The sequence below is a fragment of the Halostagnicola sp. A56 genome (assembly GCF_000691505.1).
Taxonomy (GTDB): Archaea; Halobacteriota; Halobacteria; order Halobacteriales; family Natrialbaceae; genus Halostagnicola.
The window spans coordinates 134,124-156,281 of record NZ_JMIP02000020.1 but is presented as its reverse complement, the minus strand read 5'-3'; the positions used below and the strand labels follow the sequence as shown (position 1 = coordinate 156,281).

Here is a 22,158-nt window from a genome sequence, read left to right as displayed (position 1 = left end):
AGTACGCCAATAATTTCACCATAAGTTACCACTCATATATGTATAACCCCCCTCTCGTAACGCTCCGATGCAATGCGAGGAAACTCACGATTTCGTTCGATAGACCGTCGATCGTACCTGAAAGGTTGTCTCGTCGGCGTCGGATCGACACTCGCGTTCGGCGGTGTCGCTTCGGCCGACCACCTCGAGGGAGAGTACAGCAACGTCGTCGACATCGTCGACGCCGGTGCGGATCCGACCGGCTCGGAGTCGATCACGCCCGTCCTGCGCGAGGAGGTCGACGACGACACGCTAATACAGTTCCCGGAAGGGCGGTACGCGATGGACGAACAGCTTCGACTGACTGATTTCGATAACGTCGGATTCGTCGGCTACGATGCGACACTCGTTCCGGCGAATTATTACCAGTTCGACGGACCGCAGTATCGACTGTTCCGGCTTGGGACCCGGGCAGCGCCCGGTCGAGACCTCCGGTTCGAAGGGTTCGAAATAGACCAGACGGCAGACGAGACCGGAATCCGCGTCATCAACGCCGAAGTCGAGGATGGACTGCTCGTCCGAGACATCGTCGTCGACGGAGTCCACGACGCGGGAACGTGGGGGCCAGGACTTTTCAATATCGTCGACCCCGATGGAGAGGGACGCGTCGACTGCTTCAAGGCGCCCGACGGCGGCGTCCACGTGGACGCGACGCCGAACGAAGGCAACATGTGGAAGGGGCCGACCGGAATCCATGTCAACGATTACCACGTGGGGACGCTCATCTTCGAAAACTGCGAACTCGGTGGCTTCCCGGGCAACGGGCTCTACGGGTTCACCGAGAACGGACAGATCGGTATCGACGGCGGTCACTTCGAAAACAGCGGCACCGCATCGATTCGTCTCAGCGGCTCGCGCGGCGCGATCAGAAACGCCTCGATCACCGTCGACGACAACCGCGACGACGCGCCGGGCCAGCACGCGATTCGAATCGACGACGGGGACACGTTCAACGTCGAGAACGTCACCATCGACGCCCCCAAACCAAACGGTGAAGCGATTCGGGTCATGAGCGACGTCGAAGACGTCACGATCGAAGATACCGAGGTCACCGTCGGCGAAGGCGGAAGCTCGGCAATCCGTCTCGACTCCGGCTCGGGGACGGCAACCTTCGAGAACGTCGATGTCGACATCGACGGCAGCGCCTACGCGTTCAGAATTCTCGGGGACGACTCGGGAGCCGTCACCCTAGAGGACGTCTCGGTCACGGGCGATGCCAGCGGGCTGCCGATTCGTCACTCGATCCTCTGCGAGCGCGACGACGTGACGTTCCAGGGGCTTTCGCTCGAGCAAACCGGAAGCGACGAACGAGGGGGGCTCTATCTCAGCGGGGACGACTACCGTATCGCAGACAGCGACCTCGAGACCGCGAACACGTCGATCGCCATCACCGGTGCGAGCGACGTCACGATCGAGGAGACGGTCGCCCGGTCGTCCGAGAGCAACTCTGTACACATATACGCCGACTCGGGAGCCGTCTCGCTCGAGGACAACTCCTTCCCTGACGGCGTTCGAGACGATCGCTGAGGTCGGTCACCGGCCTGTCCGGTTGGCTAACCGCGCGCCGTAGACCTGATCGCGATCGAGAGGGGAGACGATCGACGAAGCACTCGCGGGGGCGACGAAGCCGGCATCGAGCGGAGCTTAGCGGTGCCATAATAAACCCGCCCCGCCCGAAATCGATACCGGAATGACACGCGTCAGCGTCATTATTCCGACGTACAACCGAGCCGAAACACTCCCGCGTGCGATCGATAGCGCCCTCGAGCAGACAGTCGAGGATCTCGAGGTGGTCGTCGTCGACGACGGCTCGACCGACGACACGAGCGCCGTGCTCGCGGGGTACGACGACCCGCGAGTCCGGCCGGTCGTTCACGCGACGAATCAGGGTGCCAACGCGGCCCGAAACACCGGTATCGAGCACGCGAACGGCGAGTACGTCGCCTTTCTCGACTCGGACGATACCTGGCTCCCGGCGAAACTCGAGCGACAGCTGGGGGCGCTCGAGGGCCGCTCGAGCGAGTGGGTCGGCGTCTACTGTGATTCGCGATTCGAGCTCTCCGGAACCGACGGCCGACTGCGAACGACCGCGGCGAGCGTCCTCGCCACCCGCGACGAGACGCCGACACTAGAGGGAGACGACGAACTGATCGGCGAAATCCTCGCCGACAACGTCCAACCGGGCGCGGGGTCGACGCTTCTCGTCCGGACCGCCGTCGCGGACGAAGTCGGGGGTTTCTCCGAAGCACTCGATCGATTCCAGGATCCGGAGTTCTGTCTGAAGGTCTTAGAGCAAGGTAAACTCGCCTACGTCGACGAGCCGCTGGTCGTCCGCGAAGAGACCGGTCATCCGCCGGCCTCGGTCGTCCACGCCGCCAGCGATCAGTACCTCGAGATGCACGAGGAAACGGTCGATCGATACGAGGACGAGGGATTCGATATCCGCGCGAGCCACGACCTCATCGTCGCGAAACGCTACTTCGCTGACGGAAAGCCGCTCCGAGGACTCTGGCACCTCCGCACGGCGTCGGCCTCGCCGCGTAACTACCCGGGGCTGTGCTGGGCCGCCGGAGCGGGCCTTCGGCGCAATCCGCTCCCGGTCGTCACGACGATGCTCGGCGGACTCGTCCTCGCGGCGATCGCCGGTCGAACACTTCGCTCGCGGCGACGTCTCGAGTAAGCTGATAGTTCAAGATTTCGCACGGTCGGTCGACCAGTTTATCCGTTGTTTTGTAGCCCCTCTCGAGGAATGTTTGATTTTCTTGTGGTGCGTTAGACCGCAGTCCTGGCAGCGCTTCGGTACTCTCGACACGGTGCGTAATTCTCACGGGGAGTCGGTATCGAGAGCCGACGCGTTCCCGACATTTCACGATGGTTCACCCCTCTTCACAACAATGATTTGGTATTATAGCTCGATAGGATATTTCGCAGTCGGTATCCGGAGCTTTCGAGGCGTCTCCAGTCACAATCGGGGCGAACGAGGACCGACGATGGTCGAAATGGCTGTTTCCGACGTTTCAATGCTTAACTGAGCCATAATTATTGGTCGCTCTTCCGATGGTCAACTAACGAGGTGCACGTTTACAGGTGCTCGCCGGACGTCGGATTGACAGCGAAAGGTTCGATCGAACGCTGCCCGCTCGTTCACCACGGTTGTTATAGACGATGAACAAGGAACTCTTCGGCGTATTTGGCGGTATCGAGGTGTTCAGTCGGTTCCGGTCGAACGACGAGTTCGACGCGATACTCGAGGGAGAGCGGATCACCGCCGGTATCAGGGACTCCGGGCTCGGAGCGCCGGGATGGAGCGCGACCCACGAAACCGAGACCGGAATCTGTCTCGTTTGGGGAGAGGCGTACGTGCCCGGTGAGGAAACCAACGCCGCGCGCTGGGTCCTCGAGCAGTATCCGAACGCAGGAACCGACGCGCTCGCGTCGCTCAACGGATCGTACCTCGTCGTCCTCGATATCGACAGTGCCGAACACGCGTTCGTCGCCACCGACATGGTCAGGTCCCGGTCCTGTTTTTATACCGACGAATCGGGCGTCCGCGTCTTCGGAACCGATTCGGGCGAGGTCGGCCGAACGCTACCGGCACCCTCGCTCGATCCGGACGCCGTTCTCGATTTCCTGCATCTCGGCGTGACCCTCGGCGAGAAAACCTGGGTCGAGCACCTCTCTCGACTGCCGATCGACAGTCGACTGACCGCGAATTCGGTAGACCGGCTGGATAGGTTCGTCTATCGCCCGCGCGAGTTTGACTACGTCGACGAACTGGCCGACCGACTCGAGCGCGCGCTCGAGCGCCGGTCGGTACTCCCGGGTGAAGGGGCACTCTTGCTATCTGCTGGTTACGACTCACGCATCATCCTCTCGCAGGTGCCATCGATCGAACGAGGTTACACCGTCGGCTATCCGGACGGGCAAGAGGTCGACGGCGCGAGACGGCTCGCAGACCAGTACGGCGTCGAGCACACGGCGTTTCCGCCCGACGAACGGTACCTCCGCGCCGACGAATCGAAGGTGCGCTACTCACAGGGGATCAAGGAGTCGCTGCACATCCATCACGCCGGATACACCGACGAAATAACCGCCGACACGATCTATCACGGCCTTCTCTGTGACACGTTCTTCCGGGGCCACTTTACCGAACAGGCCAGTATCGATGTGTTCGGCAAACGGATCAATTTCGATCGGCTCGAGACGGATCCCAATCCGGTCGACGTGTTGCTCTCACGGTTTGGCTACGTTCCCGAGACGAGCCGCGAACTCGCCGAGCGAGTGCCGTTCGAACACGACGCCGAGGCGTACCTCGAGAACGCCATCGAAGGTGCAGTCGACGCGGTCGCGGATCGAGCGGACCAACCCCAGAACGAACTCACCGCGTGTGGCATCGCGAATCAGCCGTCGATTCCGTTCCACAACCACCTCTCGGACAACTTCTTCACCGCGTTTCTCGCGACGGACGCCGAACTGGTCGAGTGGCACCTTCAGACGCCGCCGGAACACCGCACGACGGAGACGTTCCTCCGCGCGTGCGAACAGATCGACGGAGACATTCTACGTCACCGACCGCCGGATCGGCCGCACGATTCTTCCCTTCTCAACGAGACGGAGGGGTTCATTCGACGGAAAACGCCGTTTTTGTCGTCGTTCGAACCGCCCTGGCCAAACCGCGAAACACTCTTCGACCGGTACTGCACCGACCAGCAGTTGCTCCCCGACCTCGAGTGCGCTCACGCACTTCCGGCCCGGCACAAACTCCGGCTGAACGACGTTCAGGGGTGGCTCCGTAGCTGGTCGGACAGCGACAGATCGCTGCTGTCGTGGTTCGGAGCACGAAACTCGCCGCTCGTATAAGGAGTTCTATCACAACAACGATTTTGGCCACACCTATACACCGCGCTCAGGATTAAAACTGCACCCCGTGACGGTGAAACGAAACTGCAACGGTCACGCGATGAACCATTTCTCGGGCGAGTCGTGCTGAAGCGTGGCAATATTTATGCACCGTGAAGAATTACCGAGAACCATGCGTCTGACGAGTGAAAAGGAGCTGAAATATTCCGAGCCCGGGGATCACTTTACTGGCCCGCCAGCATCGGAGTTCCTCCCCGCGTCAGATCCTACTCTCTGTGCGATACTCGAGGAAATGGAAACACCGGCTACTGTGGACGAAATCACCGATCACCTCGTAGAGCCGTCGAACCCACCGATAGAAACCTGGGCCGATGTCCACGAACGCCTCTATGAAGAGCGCCTGCCCGCGCTCGAGGCGTCGGGCGCGATCGCGTTCGATCGGGATCGGGGGACGGTAATCGTCCTCGAACCCGACTCAGGCGGGCATCCGATGGCTGCTCGAGCGCTCGTGGGTGCCGTTTCGATTCTGTTGGTGATCGTTCTCTTCTTGGTTATTTAGACCGGGTCGAAACGGGGACTTCGTTACTCGAAGATTCGCCGGACTGTCAACAGCGTGAACATCAGTAGTATGAGCGCGCTGAGTCCGATCCCGGAGATAATCGAGACGACCGGCAACTCGAACACTGCTCCCAGTAGCAACACGTAACAGAGCACCGTCGCGCCGAGGTACGAATCGTCCCAGTTCGTCTCCGCGTCTTCCTCGTCGTTCGGTTCGTCCGTGGTCGGATCCACCTGGAGATAACGATCGACGGTGTCTGCCAGCGGTTTGCGCTCGACGATACCACGGTTCTGTTGATAATCGATTATTCCCGCCTTATCGAGTTTCGAGAGGTGGGACTGATACAGCGGGATGTAGACGCGCTGGCGCTGGGTCGACGTCAGCTCTTCGACGGTGGTCTCGTGTTCCCACGCTGCGACCTGCTCTGCAACGTCTCGCATACGCACGGGCCCCTCGGTTTGGCGCAGATACTCGAGTACGAGGCGTCTGCGTTCGTTTTGCAGTAGATGGAATATTTCGTCCTTTGGGAACGTCTCGTCGACGCTCCCGGGGGCATCGGTCTCCGACTGATCGTCACCCGCGATGTCTTCGTCCCGTTCCCCCTGTTCTTCCGAACTGATATATGTCGACTTCATCGTGGTGATTCCCTCTAATCAGAAGGAGATAATAAAGGATTGGAACCGTACATCTCGTGGGAATTTATTTTCGTTCAGTTCATGAATGCGAATCCGTTTTTCACTCATTTTATTCCGGAGACCCCAATCCAACTCCAATTTTCGCCAGATGTGCTTGCCTCACGGTATGCTGTCGGGCACAATAACACTCGTGGTTGGTGTTCCTGTTGTCGGATTCATCCCCGCGCTAAAGCACGGGGCTTTCTCCTTGCACTTCCGTAAAGTGGGGAGCGAATGGGGGGAGGCGCGCCGACGGGAGGATGGGGGGAGATTGGTACCCGTCACGCGATGCGCGCCTGTTTGATTCGTTGGTTCGACACATGATAAAACTGCGTCAGACGATTGCGTGACGATCGTCAGACGGCGAGGAAATGTCCGTCGACGCGACGACCTATCGATTCCGCTCACTCCGATCGATCCGGCCTGAAGACGAGCACGTTCTGGTGAACCATCGACGGGACGTACGAGAACGGGTAGCCGTAGACGTGGAGGTCCTTCGAGGGATCGTACCAGATCAGGTTGGCGACCAGTCGAACGGGGGCCGCGGATTCGATGGCGCGCGCGAGGTCGGCCGAGAGGAACTCGTAGGACTGTTCACGGTACATATCTCCGATGAAGACGACGAGGTGGCCACCCGATTTGACGGTCCCCGTGAACTGGGCGAACTTCTCACCCATATCCGCGAGCCACTCCGGTTTCGTCTGCTCCGTCGGCGCTCCGTCGGCGTCCGATACCGCGTCAGCATCACTCGTCCGATCCGCGTCGGACTCGCCCGAATCGGTATCCCCCTCACCAGAGTCGTCCGCACCCGCCCGCTCGGCGTCGAACGATCCCAGTTTGCTCGCTCGAGTCGCCCGCTCGTTTCGGGTCTGCTCGAGTTCGTCCATGTGCCAGTAGGGTACGTCGGTGAGCAGGAGGTCGATCGACTGGTCCGGGATCTCCTCGATCAGAGATGCACAATCTCCGTGGCGGAGGTCCTGCGTCTCGAGGGGCGGTTCGCCCCGGTCGCGGCGCTCGTCGTTCTCCCGCTCGAGGACGTTCTCGTAGATGTCGATCCAGCGCCGATTCTGCTCGAAGCCGATGGCGTCGCGCAACCCCGTCCCCTCGTGCTCGCAGAAACTCGCGCCGAGCAAGGTGCCGCCGACGCCGGCGAAGGGGTCGAGGACGGTGTCGCCGGCCTTGCTGAACCGGCCGATCAACTCCGCACAGAGTCGCGGCGGCTTCTGGCCGCCGTGTTCGCTGCGCAGGTCGTGCTGGACATCCGGCGGGTACCCCTCGGCGATCACGGATTTCGTCGCGTACTTCCACTCCCGGCCGGTCAGGTCGTTGACCCGGTTCCGTTCGTCGTAGATGCCCCGCCCCTCGAGATACCGCTGGTGGTCGGCGAGTTCATCCGTGTCGATCACCTCGCCGTCTTCGACTGGCAGGGACTCGTCTCGAGCGCGTTCGGCGTCGAACGCCCCGTCGTCGTCCGTGACGAGCCGACTCTGGCGGTGGCGCTCCTCGTCGCTCATACCTCGAGTGGTCGTCGCTGGGCCATAACAGTGGTGGAACCCGCAGGTTCGACTCGGCGACGGTATCCGCGGCTGTCTCGACAAGCTGCGCGTCGACTGAGCGATCAGTTGTACTCGCGCCAGCGGTAGCCGCAGTCGGTACACTTGAAAAAGCGGGTCGGCGGTTCGTCGGCCGAGGCGGTCTGTTTGAGTTCGTACCAGGCTTCCTGGTTGCCACACTCGTCGCAGACGACATCCGACGCGATCGGTTTGCCCTCGAAGTTCGCCTCCTCGCTCGATTCGATCACGTCGTCGTCCGTCTGGGCCTCGGTGGTGACGAACGCCGACTCGCGCTCCCGGTCGCGATCGTTTGCGCGACCGCACTCGTCGTTCGTACAGACCATCTGATCGCCGTCGGCTTTCATCATCGAACCGCACTCGTCGCAAAACTGCATACACCGCGTAGGGCGTCGACGCGCAAAAGTCCCAAGGATTGGGCACTCGATGCCCACTCTCTGCACGGCGACGAGGCAGGCGGCGAGCGCGTGACCCGTCATCGGTTATATTCCGCCGTTTCGCAGGTGGTCCGTCCGCTTTCGGCGTTGTCTCCGATAAGATTCGTCGTTATGGTTGGTCGGATTCGCGTTGGGTCCCGCCGAATCCGTCGTTAGCTCTGACCGGAGAGCCGCTAGAATCACGACGGTTCCCGGCGGAGAAGAGCGTGTCAGGTACTTCGCGCTGGCGGACCTAGAGACGAACGGATCTCGAGGCACGCCGCCCGCAGTCGATCGTCAGTCGACCGTGGTCGCGACGAGATCCGTATGGAGGAGGAGACGAAATGGTATCCAACGACACAGCAGACGAAATTCAGGAGTATCTCGGCGTGGTTCCAAGCTGGATCGAGGCGCTGCCCGACGCCGCCGCCGATCACAGCTGGAACGTCGTCCGCGATCTCCAGCTCGGCGAAACCGACCTCACCCGACGGGAGAAGGCGCTCGTCGGAGTCGGTGCGAGCGCTGCGATCCAGTGTCCCTACTGCATCCACTTCCACCGCGAGGAGGCGAAACTCGAGGAGGTAACGGAAGCGGAGTTAGCGGAAGCGTTCGCGCTCGCCGGCAACGTTCGATACTTCTCGACGGTGCTACACGGCGTGGAAATGGACCACGAGGAGTTCGAGGCCGAAACCGAATCGATCGTCGATCACATCAACGAACAGCAGGCACAGGCGGCCGACGACGACTGAGTCGACTGGTGTCCACTCCTATTTTTCAGGAATTGAGCTACCGTCGCCACCCACAAGACGGCTCCACTGGTCCCGACCGGAACCGAAGTCGCTATTCAGATTGGGACGATACTAGCGATCGTGACTGAGTACGACGCGGTCGTGTACGATCTGGACGGGACGGTCGTCGACCTCGCCGTCGACTGGGACGCCGTCCGGACCGACGTGCTCGACGTCTACGACACCGCGGGCGTCGAACCGCCGGCGAAGGACCTCTGGACCCTCCTCGAGAGAGCGGACGGCGCGGGCATCGCCGCGGCGGTCGAGAACGCGATCGCCGACCACGAACGCGAGGGCGCGCGCCGATCCACGCGACTCGCTCGCGCGGACGAACTCCTCGAGCGAGACGTCGCCGTCGCCGTCTGCTCGCTGAACTGCGAGGCGGCCTGTCGGCTCGCGCTCGCGGCACACGACCTCGACGCCACAGTCGGTGCAGTCGTCGGCCGCGATACGGTGTCGGCGAGAAAGCCCGATCCGGAGCCGCTGCTCGAGTCGATCCGTCTGCTCTCGAGCACGCCGGAGGCAGCGTTGTTCGTCGGCGACTCGGAACGAGACGAGATCGCGGCACGACGTGCGGGCGTCGACTTCGAATACGTCGACGCGCGGATCCCGGATCGCTAATCGCAGATGCCGGGGCGTTGATTGTACGACTACTTGATCGTCGTCTCCTCCGTTGTACCGAAACCGACCTCTCCTGACGCCGTTACTCCTGTTTGCGCTTCGCGTACGCGAACACGGACAGCGCGGTGACGACCCAGATGGGTGCGCCGACGCGGATCGCGAACTCGGCGCGCGCCCCCCAACTCGTCAGGTCCGCCGTGATCGAGAGGAGCGCGACGATGGGAGCGCCGACGGCGATGGTCAGGACGAACGTGACCTGCATCACCCAACCGAAGTCGACGCCGTCGGGCGAGGTGGTTTCGACGGGTTCTGGCACGAGTGAGCATCGCCGTGCAGTCCTATTAAGTGCCGCGGGAATCGGTTGTTCCACCGGGTAGAACGCGAGGTCGAAGATTCGCGTGAACGTGTGACGGCCCGTTCGGCGGGATAAGAGTCGTTTGATCGCACGAGAGCCGTTCAGCGGGAAACGTTCGACTGTCCGACAGCAGAGCGGTGAGGTTTAATGAACGGCCACGAAGGTATAGGGTATGGTAACCGTACGGGATCTGCGCGAGCAGATGGGTGAGACGCCCATTACGATGCTGACCGCATACGACGCACCGACGGCCGAAATCGTCGACGAAGCGGGCGTCGACGTGATTCTCGTCGGCGACAGCGTGGCCAACACGGCCCTCGGCTACGAGACGACGGTTCCGGTGGACGTCGACCAACTGGCCAGCCACGTCGGTGCCGTGGCTCGAGCCACCGACGAGGCGCTCGTGGTCGCCGACATGCCGTTTCTCTCCTTCGGCGTCGACGAAGCCGCCACGATCGAAAACGCCGGCCGCATGCTCAAAGAGGAGGGCGCGTCCGCTGTCAAACTCGAGAGCGGTCCGCACACGGTCGATATCACGGAGCGGCTGGTCCAACTCGGCATCCCCGTGATGGCACACCTCGGATTGACGCCCCAGCACGTCAACCAGTACGGCGGCTACCCGCGACAGGGGACGGATCGGGCGGCCGCCGACCGGATGCTAGAACTCGCCGAAGATCACGCGGATGCGGGCGCGTTCTCGCTGGTGTTAGAGCACGTCCCGTCGAATCTGGCGGCGACGATAACCGACGCGATCGACGTTCCGACGATCGGTATCGGTGCTGGCCCCCACTGCGACGGGCAGGTGTTGGTCTTCCACGACGCCGTCGGTCTGAGCGAGTGGACGCCGTCGTTCTCGAAGCAGTTCGGTGACGTTCGCTCGGAGATGGAGTCAGCAGTCGACGACTACGTCGCTGCGGTCGAGGACGGCGAGTTCCCGGCCGAGGAACACAGCCATCAAGAGGGCGACCTCGGGGACATCTACTAGTTTTCGGACGGGATCGAACGAGGTCGAGACGCCGAACCCTCGTGGCTCGCTACCGCAATTCCAGAAAATCGTCTAGCGTCTCGTTGAACGCGTCGGGTCGCTCGAGCATCGGCAGGTGCGCCGCGTCGTCGATGGTCGCGTACTCGCCGTCCGGCAGTTCGTCCACGAGAAACTCGTGATACCACGGCGGCGTGAGCTGGTCGTACTCGCCACAGACCGCGAGTGTGGGGACGTCGATCTCGCCGAGATCAGAGCGCACGTCGAAGCGATGGCAGGTACGAAAGTCCCGCGCCACAGTCCGTCGCCCGCATGCGCGCATTCGATCACGAGAGGCCTCGAGCAGTTCGGGATTCGGATCGTGAAAGAGCCGATCGGGTTCGTGGAGGAACTCGATAGCCCGTTCGAAATCCGACTCGAGCCAGGCCAACAGATCCTCGAGGACGCCCATTCGCGCGCCCGTCCCGGTCAGAATCACTTTGTCGGGCTCGAAAGACCGCTCGAGCAGCGCGTGGAGGGTAACGGCACCGCCGAGCGAACTCCCGACGACGGCGGTGGCGTCCGTCTCCTCGACGACGGCGAGCAGGTCGTCGCTGTAGGCGGACAGCGTCGCGTAGCCGGCGTCGGCCCGAACGTCGTCGGACGCGCCGTGGCCGCTCAGATCGAGCGAGACGAGGTCGTACCGGTCCGATAGCGAATTTTGAGACTCCCAGACAGTGTGTGATGTTCCGCTGCCGTGGACGAAACAGATCGTTTCCTCGGAGCGCTCACCTGCGGTCGCGACGAAGGCCGTCTCCCGTCCGTGATGGGTGACCGTGTCCATATAGTGTCAAAGGATAACGACTCGCATAAATATACGAGTTCGCGTCGACCCTGCGAGAACGCGCCTAATATGACACTACCGGGTGACGGAACTGCGTGCAATGTCTTTTCCGCCACCTCGATCCCTTCCGGCGATTTTTCGGCGAAAGATATAAATACTATCGTGCCTAACTTAGGGTTAGTTACATGCTGGAACGACTCTCAGATCAAGATGTTGAAGTGAGGTTCTCCACAGATCAGATCTTCAAAAAGTACGCCGAAAAGAGGGCGGAGGACTTTGAAGAATACACTAGAACGATTCGAGACGTTTGATTTGGAGACGTAACTTCTCACAACTCACCCGCGCCTTGACCGCCACGATCGCCTCGCTTACTCTCTGCGCTTCCGAGAACCGAATCGGTACCGTAGGCCAAAGTGAGGCGACGTACGTCGGACCGTTGTGACGGAGGTAGATTTTTTTTCTCCCGACACGACTCTTACGAGCTGACTGTTTCATTCGCAGGATCTACCTATCGACCGTTCCACCACAAGTGTGTATTAGAAGGTTTCAAGAGAGTCAGCGAAACAGCTCCTCACAGAGCTGGCCGATGGCATCGAGGCAGATGCGGTCGACGGCTACCTCGCTGGCGAGGATCGACCGTCGACGGTCGTCGAGCCGAAACCCCGCGCCACCGGGCTCACCCTCGACGAGATCGTCGCGGACCATCTCGACTACCTCCACCACGAGGCGTTCTTCGTGGTGTCGACGACGTTCGAGGTGACCGCCTATCGGACGCTGTGGTTCGGGCTCCAGTACGACTCGGAGACGGTCGAGCAGGGAGAGACGGTCGGGAACGGCGCGCTCGCGACGGTGCGCTGGTACGACGGCGAGCCGGTCGGCGACGGCCACCTGCAGGGACAGTTCGCGGCCCTCAAAGACGTCGTCGGCGAAATGCTCGACAAAGGCGTCTTCACGCCGTCGACGGCGAGACAGTGCCTGAAACGGAAGCTCGCCGAGCGGGTCGGAGACCGACAGGAGCTGCTCATTCCGACCGGAGAGTCACCCTTCGAGACAGCGAGTCTCGGCAAGCCGTAACACCAATCCCTTAGTGGATATCGGGGGATGTCTAAGTATGTCAAATCAGTCTGAAGATGACGTTCGTGTTTGGCTTGTCGAACGGACGTACTCCGATGACGAGCAGAACCTGATCATCCTCACCTACGCAACACCCGATGGAGAACAGTACTATCGGAAGGAACGCGCACTCACGTCCTTCACCGACGTCCGAGATACGACAGCAGCAGTCGATGCTGAACCCGGCAATCTTGGCATGGTCGATGACCCCGACCTCCAGGAGCAATACGCGGCCGAAGCACAGCGAATGCAGGAAGTTCACGACCCTGACGACGTAATCTGAGATCTACTGGTCGACAACGCTGCAGGCCATGGGTTATGTCGTAGCAGGCCTTAGACGGGGTATGCGCGAACTCGTCTTCGCTCTCGAATACGAGCCCGGCTGCAACAGGGTGGCGGACGCCCTCGCCGACCACCCCGACGCTCGCGTTCGCTCGCTCTCGCTGCACGCCACTGCCGAGCGTCTCTGGCGGGTCGACCATGCCACCGGTACGCCTGAGGCGCTCAACGCCATCGAGGACGCCTTTCTCAACGGCGACTACTACGCTGACTGTCTCGCCACCGAGGACTGCAACGCCACACAGACCACCCGCGTCCTCGACCGCACGGACGACGCGCTCATCCTCTACTCAGATTGGGAGCGCACTCCGACCTGCGCCTCAGTCCCCCACATCGCTCGCGACCACCTCGGCGACGGCGTGCTGTTCGAGACTCGTCACGAGGGCCGCCACTACACGTGGCGACTCATCCACTCCGGCGATGGCGACGTGGCGGCGTTCTTCGACGCTCTCAAAGTCGCCGTCGGGGAGTGCGCCCAGATGGAGATGCTCCGCACAGCGGACACAACATCAGCTAGGGGAAGCGACGGAACACCAAGTGGATTGCCTCCAGCCCAAGAGGCTGCTCTCCAGGCCGCCGTCGAACACGGCTACTACGAATCACCCCGCGAGGTCGATGTTGGAGAACTCGCAGAGCATCTCGACGTGCCACGGTCAACACTCACCTACCGACTCCGTCGGGCGGAAGAACATTTGGCGAAGCAACATGTCGCCGGCGAGCGGGTAGCGGAAGAACGGCTGGCATCCCACTGAGGGCAGTAGTTGGAATATTCCAACAAAGACATATCGAACTCCCGCTCCTACCATGACGTGATGACAGAGAATCCGGACGCAGCAGGAGGAACGAGCGGCGGCGGACAGCGACGTGAGCTGACCGCCCGCCTCGCCGTTCCCGAGATGGACTGTCCCTCTTGCGCCCAAAAGGTGAACAAGAGCCTCCAGCGTGTCGACGGCATTACTGACGTCACGCTCCAGCCGACCACCGGCACGGCCAACGTCACGTACGACCCTGATCGAACTAGCGAAGCCGACGTAGTCAAGGCGATTGAAGGCGCCGGCTACGAGGTCGTCGGGGGCTCGGACGCCGAGGGCGATGATGAGGACAACCAGGCGGCCGATGGCGTCGACATCGCGCCACCATCGGAGGTCTGGACGAGTCCTCGCGCGAAGAAGACGTGGCTCGGCGCGGCGTTCGTCACGCTCGGCCTCCTCTTTGAGTTCCTCCTCACCGGACAGAACGCCACGGTGGCGAGCGTCCTCGAGTACCCGCTCCACATCGCAGATGTCCTGTTCCTCGGCGCCGTCGCCGCCAGCGGCATCCCGGTCGTCCGTAGCGGGTACTACTCCGCGAAGAACCGAAGCCTCGACATCGACCTGCTGATGGGGACGGCGATCATCGCGGCGACCGGTATCGGCTACTTCGTCGAGGCGGCGACGCTGGCCGTCCTATTCAGCATCGCCGAGCTGCTCGAGGACTACGCGATGGACAGGGCACGGGACTCCCTGCGCGAGCTGATGGAACTCTCGCCCGACGAGGCGACCGTCCTTCGCGACGGTGAGGAAGTGACCGTTCCCGCCGAGGAGGTCGACGTTGGCGAGACCGTCGTCGTCCGCCCCGGCGACAAGATTCCGCTCGACGGAACGGTTATCGAAGGCGGGAGTGCAGTCGACCAGTCGCCGATCACGGGCGAGAGCGTCCCCGTCGACAAGCAGACGGGCGACGAGGTCTACGCCGGCGCGATCAACGAAGAGGGGTACCTCGAGGTAGAGGTCACCTCAACCGCTGGCGATTCGACGCTCTCGCGCATCATCGAGATGGTCCAGGGCGCACAGGCGAAGAAGACCGAGTCTGAGCAGTTCGTCGACCGCTTCTCCGGCTACTACACACCCCTCGTCGTCGTGCTGGCAATCCTGACCGCCGCAATCCCGCCGCTGGTCATCGCCGACCCCATCTCGGTCGACCTGGCCGGGTACGGGTTCACCTTCGCGAGCGACTGGCAGACGTGGTTCATCCGGGGGCTCACCCTGCTGGTGATCGCCTGTCCCTGTGCGTTCGTCATCTCGACGCCCGTCTCGGTGGTGTCGGGAATTACGAGCGCCGCGAAGAACGGCGTCCTGATCAAGGGCGGCAACTACCTCGAGGCGATGGGCGAAGTCGATGCCGTCGCGCTCGACAAGACGGGGACGCTCACGAAGGGCGAACTCGCCGTCACCGATGTCGTCCCGGTCGGTGACACCACGGAGGACGATCTGCTCCGTCGCGCCGCCGGACTGGAGCGTCGCAGTGAGCACCCCATCGCTGCGGCCATTCTCGCCCGTGCTGAGGAGACGGGCGTGGGTAATCTGCCCGATGCGACGAGTTTCGAGAGCCTCACGGGGAAGGGCATCCGGGGCGAGATCGACGGCAAGACGTACTATGCGGGCAAGCCCGCGCTCTTCGAGGAGCTGGGCTTCGACCTCGCTCGAGCACGCCGCGAGACGGACGGCGGCGTCGTAGCGGAAGAGTCGTCAGAGTCCGACGACGGGGCGTTTGCCGAGAATGCACTCTCCGCGCTGGAGCGGGAGGGCAAGACGGTCGTCATCGTCGGGACGGAGTCGGAACTGCTGGGTGCGATCGCCATCGCCGACGAGGTTCGCCCGGCCTCGAAGCGGGCTGTCGAACGCCTGCACGAGCTGGGCGTCGAGCGCGTGGTGATGCTGACCGGCGACAACGAGGGCACCGCCCGCGCCATCGCCGAGCAGGTCGGTGTCGATGAGTATCGCGCCGAACTCCTGCCCGACGAGAAGGTCGACGCAGTCGAAGAGTTACAGGCGGAGTACGGGGAGGTTGCGATGGTCGGCGACGGCATCAATGACGCCCCCGCGCTCGCCACTGCGGAGGTCGGCATCGCGATGGGCGCGGCGGGCACCGACACCGCCCTCGAAACGGCTGATATTGCGTTGATGGGCGACGACATCGGGAAACTCCCGTACCTGTACGATCTGTCGCATACGGCCAACGGTGTGATCCGGCAAAACATCTGGGCCAGCCTCGGCGTGAAGCTCCTACTCGCTCTAGGCGTGCCGCTGGGCCTGGTCAGCGTTGCGCTGGCAGTCGTTGTCGGAGATATGGGGATGAGCCTCGGCGTCACCGGGAACGCGATGCGGTTGTCCCGGATTGAGCCCGATCGAATCATCGACGCCTGATTCTGCGGCGGGAAGTGCGGGCAGGACGCTCTTTTTTCGGGACTTACCTCCGCTACATCGAGACAAGTTGTGGTTTGTCTGGGGCAGAAAGGACTGAGCCCCACCGTGGGCTCGTGATTTGATGCCCGAGAATCCAGACGACGATCCATTCCACGATTGCGAGTTAGGTCCTGACGCAGTCCTCGGGACGCGCACCTTCCACGATGTCCTGTTCACCGACGACACGGAGACGCCGATGAACGTGCTAACCGGTGAGACGCCCGCCCATTCGCAGGCGACCGTCAAGGAGGCAAAGGAGTTCGCTGCGAGTGTTGACACCGACACGCCACAGATCGCACTTCCGGCGTCAGTCGAAACGCAAATCGAGACGCAGAGTAAGCCCTACACGTCGGCTGCGTTCTTCCACTTCAAGGCGACAGGCTCGCTCGAACGCCACCGCGCCTACCACGCCGCCTACGAGGCGGACGCGTTCGCGGTCGACTTCGAGGCCGACTACGCGTCGGGCGATCTAACCATCACAGTCGACCGAGCGAACGAGTCCTAAAAATCGACCGCTAGATCAGGTTTTTCGAGCGCCGGCGATGGGTGCCGGCGCAGCTGGAGCGAGCGAGCAATCACTCCCGGTGCGTCGGCGTTTCGAGGTGTTCGAGATGCACATGGTAATTTACGCTCTGGTAGAAGAATCGACCCACGACGACGCACTGGCCACCGGAAAGACGGTGTTCGACCGCTTGGTCGGCGCGGACCCACACGCCGGCGCCGTCTTCGACTACCACGTGACTTTCGATGAGGAGGATACGTCCGTTGCGGGGAAGGCGCGATGGGGGGAGTTGCCGACGGCAGCCCCCGTCGACTCCGATGACGGCCAGGACCTGCTCGAGCGTGGCTGGGAGGCGACGAAGGAGGAATTCGAGCGTAATCTCGACCGGGTGAAGGAGGCCATCGACGAGCTCTCCGACGAGGAGATCATGCGCGACGAGGACCTCGCCCGGCACGCCTTCCACCAGGTCGGTGCGTACGACGGCCCGACGATCTTCCTGTACACCGAACACGGAACCGGCATTCGTCACCGTGGACAGCTGGATCGACTCCTCGAGGAGAGTGAGGAGCTCTGGATCGTACCCGCTGACGTCCACTTCTGAATAATGCCCAGGATCACCAACTGGCGACGCGAGAGCCGCTCGCCGACGCTTGCGTATCGGAACACCGAGACCGGTGCGCGAGCCGTCCTGCATCGAGCCCCGGATTCCTACCGGTACAAGTGGCGCGGAGCAATCCTCGTCGACGGCTACCCGGTGTGGTCGCGGGGGTACGAGACGAAGGACGCAACGTCGTTCCGTGACGAACTCCGGGAGCGGCCGGCCCCGGACCTCAGCTGCCCGGAGTGTCCGAACAACGACGTTCGCGTCGGCGAGAAGGCAGCAGACGGGGCGAAAATCCAGCGATGGTACGACTGCCCCGACTGTGGGTACGAAGCCCCCTCACGCATCGTCTACGGCGCCGAACGGTGAGTGAGTGAGCGGTGGGCGCTGTTTTTCGGCCGGGCACGAGGTGGTGGCCCGGTACGACCGGGTGAGTCAACCAATGAGTCTCGAAGTACTTGACCGACACAGCGAGGCACTGTTCGAGTTCCTCTGGTGTCCCGTCTGCGGGCAGGAGGTCTTCACCCACATCCCGTTCGAGGGGGTGTTCTGCAAGAACTGCAACACCCAGGTCGAACTCCAGGAATCCCGAGAGACGCGCGGCTACGAGGAGGCCGTGCTCGCCTGCTTCGATTCAACCACGACCTGGAACCTCCACGTCGACGAGAAACTGCGCCGCGACCTGCCTGATGGGTCGGCCCGCGTGAAAATCTTCGGCGCACCGGGCGCCTACAAGGTCGACTGGTGGAGTCCAGAGCCGGGGGAGGACTGGGAACCTGTCGAGCGCGGCGAGTTCGACGACGTCGAGGAACCATCAGAGGTGTCGCACCTAGCGTAGAGCACGCGTTAGGGCGGTGAATTTACGCCCGACACACGTCGCAGGACCCGCATCCACGAGGGGTTCGATCGTCGAAGTAGAGACGGCGCCATCGAGCAAACTGATCCGCATACGTGTCCTTGCTGTACGGGAATTGGTACAGATTGACCCCGTCCGGCAGGTCTGTGATTTCGGGCGCGTCTACGCCGGGGAATCCGTTACGAAACACGAGATCTTCTGTTTTGGACACCAGCTCAGGAGCAACAGTAGATGGGTCCGAGGCCTTCAAGAAATAGAGTGATGGGATGAACTCCTTCGGGTCGAAGAATCCGTTAGCGTGAAGAATCCATCCACAGAGCCACAGATACGCCTTCTCACTAGAGAAGAAGACTCCGTAGTGGTTGTCCGATTGCCGGCGTTTATACACGAACACGGGGAGACCACAGCTGAAGCCGACCCGCGTTGGCTCTGCGTGGATATAGCAGTCCTCACGGTCGATGTAGTGGACCAACGGAGCTTGACACAGCTTGCCTGGGTGCTCACCAGTACCAATCTGCTCCCACAGCTCCGAGACGGACGCCACGTCGGCGCTCTCGTCCTTGAGAGTCGTATCATCGATTGCACGATGGACGGGCGCAGCGGACTGAATCTCCTCGGGGAGATCGTCGCTGGACAGCTTCGCCGTCTCTCGGTCAGGGAGTGTCCGATAGAAGTGTTTATAGAAGCCCTCACGACGCCGCTTGTCGGCGAGTGTTTCACACCGGGCGCAGTCCTCGATGAACATCGCAGGTACCACCCGGTCTGGATTCTCGGCGGCCTCCTCGTACAGGCTACGCTGCCGTTCGGCCCGCCTGGCGATCTCATCCGAATCGGGGAGCGGTGAGCTCCTCTCAGACTCCGATGACATACGCATACCTTTGGGCTGGAACAGCATCAGTTTCCGAGCAAGGACCCCGCCCGACCGCTATCTTGCGAATTTTGGAATTCATTTTTAACCGGGTTTAAGTTGTCCAGTGACAACCCTTCGGCGAGATTCCAGCGACTCCACTCGATTCAGGAGAGGTTGTTTCTGCGCCGGCGATGGGTGCCGGCGCACCCGCGTCGGCGGTGATCGATGTCGACACGAAGTCAACTCCGGTTCATCCAACGGAGCGAGACCGCAGGCGAACAGTCCGATACCGACCGCATCGCACAAATCTACCGACACTCGGACGGCTATCCCGATAGCGTCCTCCGTGACCTGGACCAGCTGAAGCAGCTGCTGGACGAGACACGAACAGAGCGCGGGCCTGCGTACGCCGCTGCCCAGTTCCTGTTCCTCGACACGCTCTCGACGATGACCCTCTACGTGGACGAAGGGCGTGACCGGAGCATCCACGCTGACCAACCCTCGGATCTCCTCGACCCGGACAATATGGAGCACCTCGACCAGCCGATGTTCCTGCTCGGACACGGTGTCGAGAATCCGGCCGACGGCATTCACGGCGACGAAGAGTACCTCTACGTCGTCGAGCTTCCGACCCGGAACCCGTTCGACGACCCCTCCAAGTGGACCGTCAAGGTGAGTGGTCACTCCGCCTTCCCACGCTGGGATGGTCCGACCGAGGAAGCCTTCGATCGGGCTAGCTGGCAGTTCCACGGCCCGCTTGAGCACGCGCTCGAAGAGATGGTCGCTGAGCCGGCGTGAACACTGAGCCCGCTCAGATGATGCCGCCGATGACGAGTAGTCCGACGACGAGCAGAATCGTCGCAACAACGCTTCCCCCGGCCAGCCACTTGTTCTCCATCGCCTTCTCGTGAAGCGGCATATCGGCGTACTCCTCGCGGAACGCCTCGAGATTTTCCTCGTCGTAGAAGTACTTCATCTTCAGCGCAAACCGTTCCGTCACCGCACAGCCGGTACAGATCGGCTCGCCCTCCAGCCGCTCCGTTTTGATGTGGCTGGTGCAGGCGATCGCCCCGCAGTTCGGACAGTAGGTGTACGTCTCGGTGACGCCACTCGTGTCACAGTGGACGCACTGATGGATGCCGTCCTCGGCGGTCACTCTCGACGGGCCTGCCGCGTAGTACTCGTAGGGGTAGGTGTACTCCTGGACGTCGGTAGTGTGCCGAACTTCTGGGAGGTACACTGGTTCGATCGACTGGACAGAGATGTCCGAGCGGTTCGGCTCACAGGTCTTGTTGTACGTGACGTTGTTGTCGCCGGTGTAGGTCACCGTCGTCGTGTGGTGCTGCTGGAGTCGCTCGACGGCCCACTCCTTGTACTCCGTTTGCGTCTGCCCGAACCGCCGCTCCTCGACGTCGTCGAACACCTCTCCGAACTGCTCCGCATCGAGGTCGACCGTCGCGTGGAGATTCTCGGTGACCAGCGTCCCGACGTCCTCATCGACGACCTGCGGCTGCCCGCGTTCGGCGTGGGCGACGAATCGGGTCCGGTCGTTGATCCGGTGGATGACGCCCACCGACGTCTCGAAGACAGCGTTCGTGTCCGCGGTGACAGCGACCACCGGGCGGAACGTCACCGATGAGTGTGGGTCTTGGAGGTCGGCGGCCTCGATGTTCTCGATGTCGCGGAACGCCTCCGTGACTGGCGCGTCGACGTCGGCGGCTGGATCGTACGGGCGGAGCGTCTCGTCGCAGAGAATCTCGATGCGACCGTTGTAGAGGTCGAGGCCGATCTCGTCGGCGATCTCCCGGAGGTCCTCGCCATCGAGCAGCTCGATTGGATGTGGGTCGTCGTTCTGCTGGAGGCGGTCGGCGTACTCCTGAGCAGGGTTCGTAAACCGGCCGGTCGTGACGACCATTCCGCGTTTCGGGCCGTCGAAGTCGAACGTCGCGATCGCTGAGTGAAGCTTCTGGACGACCGGCCGCCCGACTGTCCCCGTGTGCTTGCACTCGACGATGATCGCACGCCGGGTGCCGTCGACGACCTCCTCCATGATGACGTCGCGACCCTCGTCAGCCGTGCGGTCGGCCTGGCGGACGTTCTCGTAGCCGAGGTTCCGGAACACGTCCTCCATCACGTCCTCGAACTCGAACCCCGAGAGATCGTCCAGTACAGCCATCCTCAATTATGTGGACAGTACGTTGCAACTGCCAAATACGTTGCCGAACGCTACGCCGTCCTGTTTGTTGAACCGCTGAGAGGGGTGGGGCCGCGGCACCGGCAAGGCCGAGATTACATCCGAATCCTCTGTAACCAGTCCGTCACTTCCGTCCTGACTTCCTCTCTCCGATCGTCTTGGATTGCCAAGTACACACCATCTCTCTCCAACCCACCCCTCGTGGAGAAGCCCTCCCGTACGTCGGCATCTGGACAGCGGTCTTCTATCGTTTGAAAGCTACTCCCGACGCCATACCCACCATTCGTATTGAACGGGACCACAGTCTTCCCGCCCAAATCGTGTTCACTCAGAAAGGTCTTCATCGGCGGTGGCAACTGCATATCCCACGTCGGGGCACCGAAAAATACGGTGTCATACGCCTCGATATTCTCCACGTTACATTGGAGAGGCGGGGTGTAGCCCTCTTCGTTTTCTTGGTCTACCTGTGAGACGAGCGTGTCGTAATCGACGGGGTACGGATCTGCCGGCAACACTTCGAACACCTCTCCACCCACTTCTTGCTGAATGATTTCAGCGACAGCTTGGGTGTTTTCCGTACGAGAGAAAAACACGATCAGTACGCTGTCCTCATCCGCAGTTTGGGAGGGGGTATTCTGCTCTTCCGTCTCGGACCCGCTCTGGTGTATACATCCCGCAAGGAAGCCCCCTCCTGCCACTGCAGCTGCCCCTAGCAGTTTACGCCGACTCGTTCTATCGATCTCTGAATCGTTCGAAGTGCTTAGGGTATTCTCTCTCATTGTGGAGTGACT

24 protein-coding genes and 1 pseudogene are annotated in these 22,158 nt (G+C 61.9%); 17 read left to right on the top strand and 8 right to left on the bottom strand.

All coding sequences use genetic code 11. The annotated features are described in order from the left end of the window. The first annotated feature begins 72 nt into the window (after positions 1 to 72). From EL22_RS11875 to EL22_RS11860, 4 genes are all read left to right on the top strand, one after another. Positions 73 to 1,566, top strand: a complete 1,494-nt coding sequence (locus EL22_RS11875; RefSeq protein ID WP_050051703.1) for a right-handed parallel beta-helix repeat-containing protein — start codon at positions 73 to 75, stop codon at positions 1,564 to 1,566. 163 nt (positions 1,567 to 1,729) lie between these two features. Further along, positions 1,730 to 2,719, top strand: a complete 990-nt coding sequence (locus EL22_RS11870; RefSeq protein ID WP_050051702.1) for a glycosyltransferase — start codon at positions 1,730 to 1,732, stop codon at positions 2,717 to 2,719. Between the two features lie 485 nt (positions 2,720 to 3,204). Then, a complete protein-coding gene (locus EL22_RS11865) occupies positions 3,205 to 4,899 on the top strand; it encodes an asparagine synthase-related protein (RefSeq protein ID WP_050051701.1) in 1,695 nt (564 codons plus the stop codon). A 172-nt stretch (positions 4,900 to 5,071) separates the two neighbouring features. Then, complete coding sequence (locus tag EL22_RS11860) at positions 5,072 to 5,458, top strand: hypothetical protein (protein WP_231587941.1); 387 nt, start codon at positions 5,072 to 5,074, stop codon at positions 5,456 to 5,458. A 23-nt stretch (positions 5,459 to 5,481) separates the two neighbouring features. On the opposite strand, the gene EL22_RS11855 is transcribed toward EL22_RS11860, so the two are convergent. The 3 genes from EL22_RS11855 to EL22_RS11845 form a co-directional block, all read right to left on the bottom strand. Beyond that, complete coding sequence (locus tag EL22_RS11855; protein ID WP_050051699.1) at positions 5,482 to 6,093, bottom strand: hypothetical protein; 612 nt, start codon at positions 6,091 to 6,093, stop codon at positions 5,482 to 5,484. A gap of 443 nt (positions 6,094 to 6,536) precedes the next feature. After that, the gene (locus EL22_RS11850) at positions 6,537 to 7,646 is read right to left on the bottom strand and encodes a DNA methyltransferase (protein ID WP_050051698.1); all 1,110 of its coding nucleotides are present in this window, start codon (positions 7,644 to 7,646) and stop codon (positions 6,537 to 6,539) included. 104 nt (positions 7,647 to 7,750) lie between these two features. Continuing rightward, positions 7,751 to 8,080, bottom strand: coding sequence for a transcription factor S (locus tag EL22_RS11845; RefSeq protein WP_050051697.1), 330 nt, complete (start codon positions 8,078 to 8,080; stop codon positions 7,751 to 7,753). 383 nt (positions 8,081 to 8,463) lie between these two features. Between EL22_RS11845 and EL22_RS11840 the strand changes: the two genes are divergently transcribed. Further along, complete coding sequence (locus tag EL22_RS11840; protein ID WP_050051696.1) at positions 8,464 to 8,868, top strand: carboxymuconolactone decarboxylase family protein; 405 nt, start codon at positions 8,464 to 8,466, stop codon at positions 8,866 to 8,868. A 120-nt stretch (positions 8,869 to 8,988) separates the two neighbouring features. Further along, positions 8,989 to 9,528 (top strand): HAD family hydrolase, encoded by a 540-nt coding sequence (locus EL22_RS11835; protein ID WP_050051695.1) that lies wholly within the window; start codon positions 8,989 to 8,991, stop codon positions 9,526 to 9,528. An 82-nt stretch (positions 9,529 to 9,610) separates the two neighbouring features. Here the strand turns inward: EL22_RS11835 and EL22_RS11830 are convergent, their stop codons facing one another. Further along, positions 9,611 to 9,844 carry a DUF5822 domain-containing protein gene (locus EL22_RS11830; protein WP_050051694.1) on the bottom strand — a complete coding sequence of 78 codons (234 nt, stop codon included), beginning with the start codon at positions 9,842 to 9,844 and terminating at the stop codon, positions 9,611 to 9,613. Positions 9,845 to 10,055: 211 nt separating this feature from the next. On the opposite strand from EL22_RS11830, the gene panB reads away from it, so the two are divergent. Continuing rightward, on the top strand, positions 10,056 to 10,868 hold the full coding sequence (panB, locus tag EL22_RS11825) for a 3-methyl-2-oxobutanoate hydroxymethyltransferase (RefSeq protein ID WP_050051693.1): 813 nt from the start codon (positions 10,056 to 10,058) through the stop codon (positions 10,866 to 10,868). Positions 10,869 to 10,917: 49 nt separating this feature from the next. Here panB and EL22_RS11820 read toward each other — a convergent pair whose 3' ends face one another. After that, the gene (locus tag EL22_RS11820; protein WP_050051692.1) at positions 10,918 to 11,688 is read right to left on the bottom strand and encodes an alpha/beta fold hydrolase; all 771 of its coding nucleotides are present in this window, start codon (positions 11,686 to 11,688) and stop codon (positions 10,918 to 10,920) included. Between the two features lie 185 nt (positions 11,689 to 11,873). Here EL22_RS11820 and EL22_RS19000 point away from each other — a divergent pair, with 185 nt between their 5' ends. The 9 genes and pseudogenes from EL22_RS19000 to EL22_RS11780 all read left to right on the top strand — a co-directional run bounded on the left by EL22_RS19000 (position 11,874) and on the right by EL22_RS11780 (position 18,305). Then, complete coding sequence (locus tag EL22_RS19000; protein WP_255349670.1) at positions 11,874 to 11,999, top strand: hypothetical protein; 126 nt, start codon at positions 11,874 to 11,876, stop codon at positions 11,997 to 11,999. A 247-nt stretch (positions 12,000 to 12,246) separates the two neighbouring features. Further along, positions 12,247 to 12,762 (top strand): annotated as a pseudogene (locus EL22_RS11815) (DUF6735 family protein); the annotation flags it as partial. 37 nt (positions 12,763 to 12,799) lie between these two features. Further along, on the top strand, positions 12,800 to 13,084 hold the full coding sequence (locus EL22_RS11810; protein WP_006183450.1) for a hypothetical protein: 285 nt from the start codon (positions 12,800 to 12,802) through the stop codon (positions 13,082 to 13,084). A gap of 61 nt (positions 13,085 to 13,145) precedes the next feature. Further along, positions 13,146 to 13,892: a helix-turn-helix domain-containing protein gene (locus EL22_RS11805; protein ID WP_050051691.1), complete on the top strand. Its 747-nt coding sequence runs from the start codon at positions 13,146 to 13,148 to the stop codon at positions 13,890 to 13,892. A 60-nt stretch (positions 13,893 to 13,952) separates the two neighbouring features. After that, the gene (locus EL22_RS11800; RefSeq protein WP_197075896.1) at positions 13,953 to 16,325 is read left to right on the top strand and encodes a cation-translocating P-type ATPase; all 2,373 of its coding nucleotides are present in this window, start codon (positions 13,953 to 13,955) and stop codon (positions 16,323 to 16,325) included. 121 nt (positions 16,326 to 16,446) lie between these two features. Continuing rightward, entirely contained in the window at positions 16,447 to 16,869 is a 423-nt protein-coding gene (locus tag EL22_RS11795) for a hypothetical protein (protein WP_050051690.1), read from the top strand. 106 nt (positions 16,870 to 16,975) lie between these two features. Then, complete coding sequence (locus EL22_RS11790; RefSeq protein WP_050051791.1) at positions 16,976 to 17,467, top strand: hypothetical protein; 492 nt, start codon at positions 16,976 to 16,978, stop codon at positions 17,465 to 17,467. A 3-nt stretch (positions 17,468 to 17,470) separates the two neighbouring features. Then, positions 17,471 to 17,836: a hypothetical protein gene (locus EL22_RS11785; protein ID WP_008526065.1), complete on the top strand. Its 366-nt coding sequence runs from the start codon at positions 17,471 to 17,473 to the stop codon at positions 17,834 to 17,836. Between the two features lie 73 nt (positions 17,837 to 17,909). Next, positions 17,910 to 18,305, top strand: a complete 396-nt coding sequence (locus EL22_RS11780) for a hypothetical protein (protein WP_008364319.1) — start codon at positions 17,910 to 17,912, stop codon at positions 18,303 to 18,305. A 22-nt stretch (positions 18,306 to 18,327) separates the two neighbouring features. On the opposite strand, the gene EL22_RS11775 is transcribed toward EL22_RS11780, so the two are convergent. After that, positions 18,328 to 19,191 (bottom strand): hypothetical protein, encoded by an 864-nt coding sequence (locus tag EL22_RS11775; RefSeq protein ID WP_231587940.1) that lies wholly within the window; start codon positions 19,189 to 19,191, stop codon positions 18,328 to 18,330. A gap of 207 nt (positions 19,192 to 19,398) precedes the next feature. Here EL22_RS11775 and EL22_RS11770 point away from each other — a divergent pair, with 207 nt between their 5' ends. Beyond that, on the top strand, positions 19,399 to 19,971 hold the full coding sequence (locus EL22_RS11770; RefSeq protein ID WP_050051688.1) for a hypothetical protein: 573 nt from the start codon (positions 19,399 to 19,401) through the stop codon (positions 19,969 to 19,971). A gap of 13 nt (positions 19,972 to 19,984) precedes the next feature. Here EL22_RS11770 and EL22_RS11765 read toward each other — a convergent pair whose 3' ends face one another. Together EL22_RS11765 and EL22_RS11760 are read right to left on the bottom strand one after the other, a co-directional pair. After that, positions 19,985 to 21,349 carry a restriction endonuclease gene (locus tag EL22_RS11765; protein WP_050051687.1) on the bottom strand — a complete coding sequence of 455 codons (1,365 nt, stop codon included), beginning with the start codon at positions 21,347 to 21,349 and terminating at the stop codon, positions 19,985 to 19,987. Positions 21,350 to 21,462: 113 nt separating this feature from the next. Next, complete coding sequence (locus tag EL22_RS11760; protein ID WP_197075895.1) at positions 21,463 to 22,146, bottom strand: flavodoxin; 684 nt, start codon at positions 22,144 to 22,146, stop codon at positions 21,463 to 21,465. Positions 22,147 to 22,158 lie beyond the last annotated feature (12 nt).

What these genes read in the sequence shown, in the direction of transcription:
- EL22_RS11875 (WP_050051703.1), top strand. Translation starts at nt 73, where the DNA reads ATGCGAGGAAACTCACGATTTCGTTCGATAGACCGTCGATCGTACCTG.
- EL22_RS11870 (WP_050051702.1), top strand. Translation starts at nt 1,730, where the DNA reads ATGACACGCGTCAGCGTCATTATTCCGACGTACAACCGAGCCGAAACA.
- EL22_RS11865 (WP_050051701.1), top strand. Translation starts at nt 3,205, where the DNA reads ATGAACAAGGAACTCTTCGGCGTATTTGGCGGTATCGAGGTGTTCAGT.
- EL22_RS11860 (WP_231587941.1), top strand. Translation starts at nt 5,072, where the DNA reads ATGCGTCTGACGAGTGAAAAGGAGCTGAAATATTCCGAGCCCGGGGAT.
- EL22_RS11855 (WP_050051699.1), bottom strand. Translation starts at nt 6,093, where the DNA reads ATGAAGTCGACATATATCAGTTCGGAAGAACAGGGGGAACGGGACGAA.
- EL22_RS11850 (WP_050051698.1), bottom strand. Translation starts at nt 7,646, where the DNA reads ATGAGCGACGAGGAGCGCCACCGCCAGAGTCGGCTCGTCACGGACGAC.
- EL22_RS11845 (WP_050051697.1), bottom strand. Translation starts at nt 8,080, where the DNA reads ATGCAGTTTTGCGACGAGTGCGGTTCGATGATGAAAGCCGACGGCGAT.
- EL22_RS11840 (WP_050051696.1), top strand. Translation starts at nt 8,464, where the DNA reads ATGGTATCCAACGACACAGCAGACGAAATTCAGGAGTATCTCGGCGTG.
- panB (WP_050051693.1), top strand. Translation starts at nt 10,056, where the DNA reads ATGGTAACCGTACGGGATCTGCGCGAGCAGATGGGTGAGACGCCCATT.
- EL22_RS11820 (WP_050051692.1), bottom strand. Translation starts at nt 11,688, where the DNA reads ATGGACACGGTCACCCATCACGGACGGGAGACGGCCTTCGTCGCGACC.
- EL22_RS19000 (WP_255349670.1), top strand. Translation starts at nt 11,874, where the DNA reads ATGCTGGAACGACTCTCAGATCAAGATGTTGAAGTGAGGTTCTCCACA.
- EL22_RS11810 (WP_006183450.1), top strand. Translation starts at nt 12,800, where the DNA reads ATGTCAAATCAGTCTGAAGATGACGTTCGTGTTTGGCTTGTCGAACGG.
- EL22_RS11805 (WP_050051691.1), top strand. Translation starts at nt 13,146, where the DNA reads ATGCGCGAACTCGTCTTCGCTCTCGAATACGAGCCCGGCTGCAACAGG.
- EL22_RS11800 (WP_197075896.1), top strand. Translation starts at nt 13,953, where the DNA reads ATGACAGAGAATCCGGACGCAGCAGGAGGAACGAGCGGCGGCGGACAG.
- EL22_RS11795 (WP_050051690.1), top strand. Translation starts at nt 16,447, where the DNA reads ATGCCCGAGAATCCAGACGACGATCCATTCCACGATTGCGAGTTAGGT.
- EL22_RS11790 (WP_050051791.1), top strand. Translation starts at nt 16,976, where the DNA reads ATGCACATGGTAATTTACGCTCTGGTAGAAGAATCGACCCACGACGAC.
- EL22_RS11785 (WP_008526065.1), top strand. Translation starts at nt 17,471, where the DNA reads ATGCCCAGGATCACCAACTGGCGACGCGAGAGCCGCTCGCCGACGCTT.
- EL22_RS11780 (WP_008364319.1), top strand. Translation starts at nt 17,910, where the DNA reads ATGAGTCTCGAAGTACTTGACCGACACAGCGAGGCACTGTTCGAGTTC.
- EL22_RS11775 (WP_231587940.1), bottom strand. Translation starts at nt 19,191, where the DNA reads ATGTCATCGGAGTCTGAGAGGAGCTCACCGCTCCCCGATTCGGATGAG.
- EL22_RS11770 (WP_050051688.1), top strand. Translation starts at nt 19,399, where the DNA reads ATGTCGACACGAAGTCAACTCCGGTTCATCCAACGGAGCGAGACCGCA.
- EL22_RS11765 (WP_050051687.1), bottom strand. Translation starts at nt 21,349, where the DNA reads ATGGCTGTACTGGACGATCTCTCGGGGTTCGAGTTCGAGGACGTGATG.
- EL22_RS11760 (WP_197075895.1), bottom strand. Translation starts at nt 22,146, where the DNA reads ATGAGAGAGAATACCCTAAGCACTTCGAACGATTCAGAGATCGATAGA.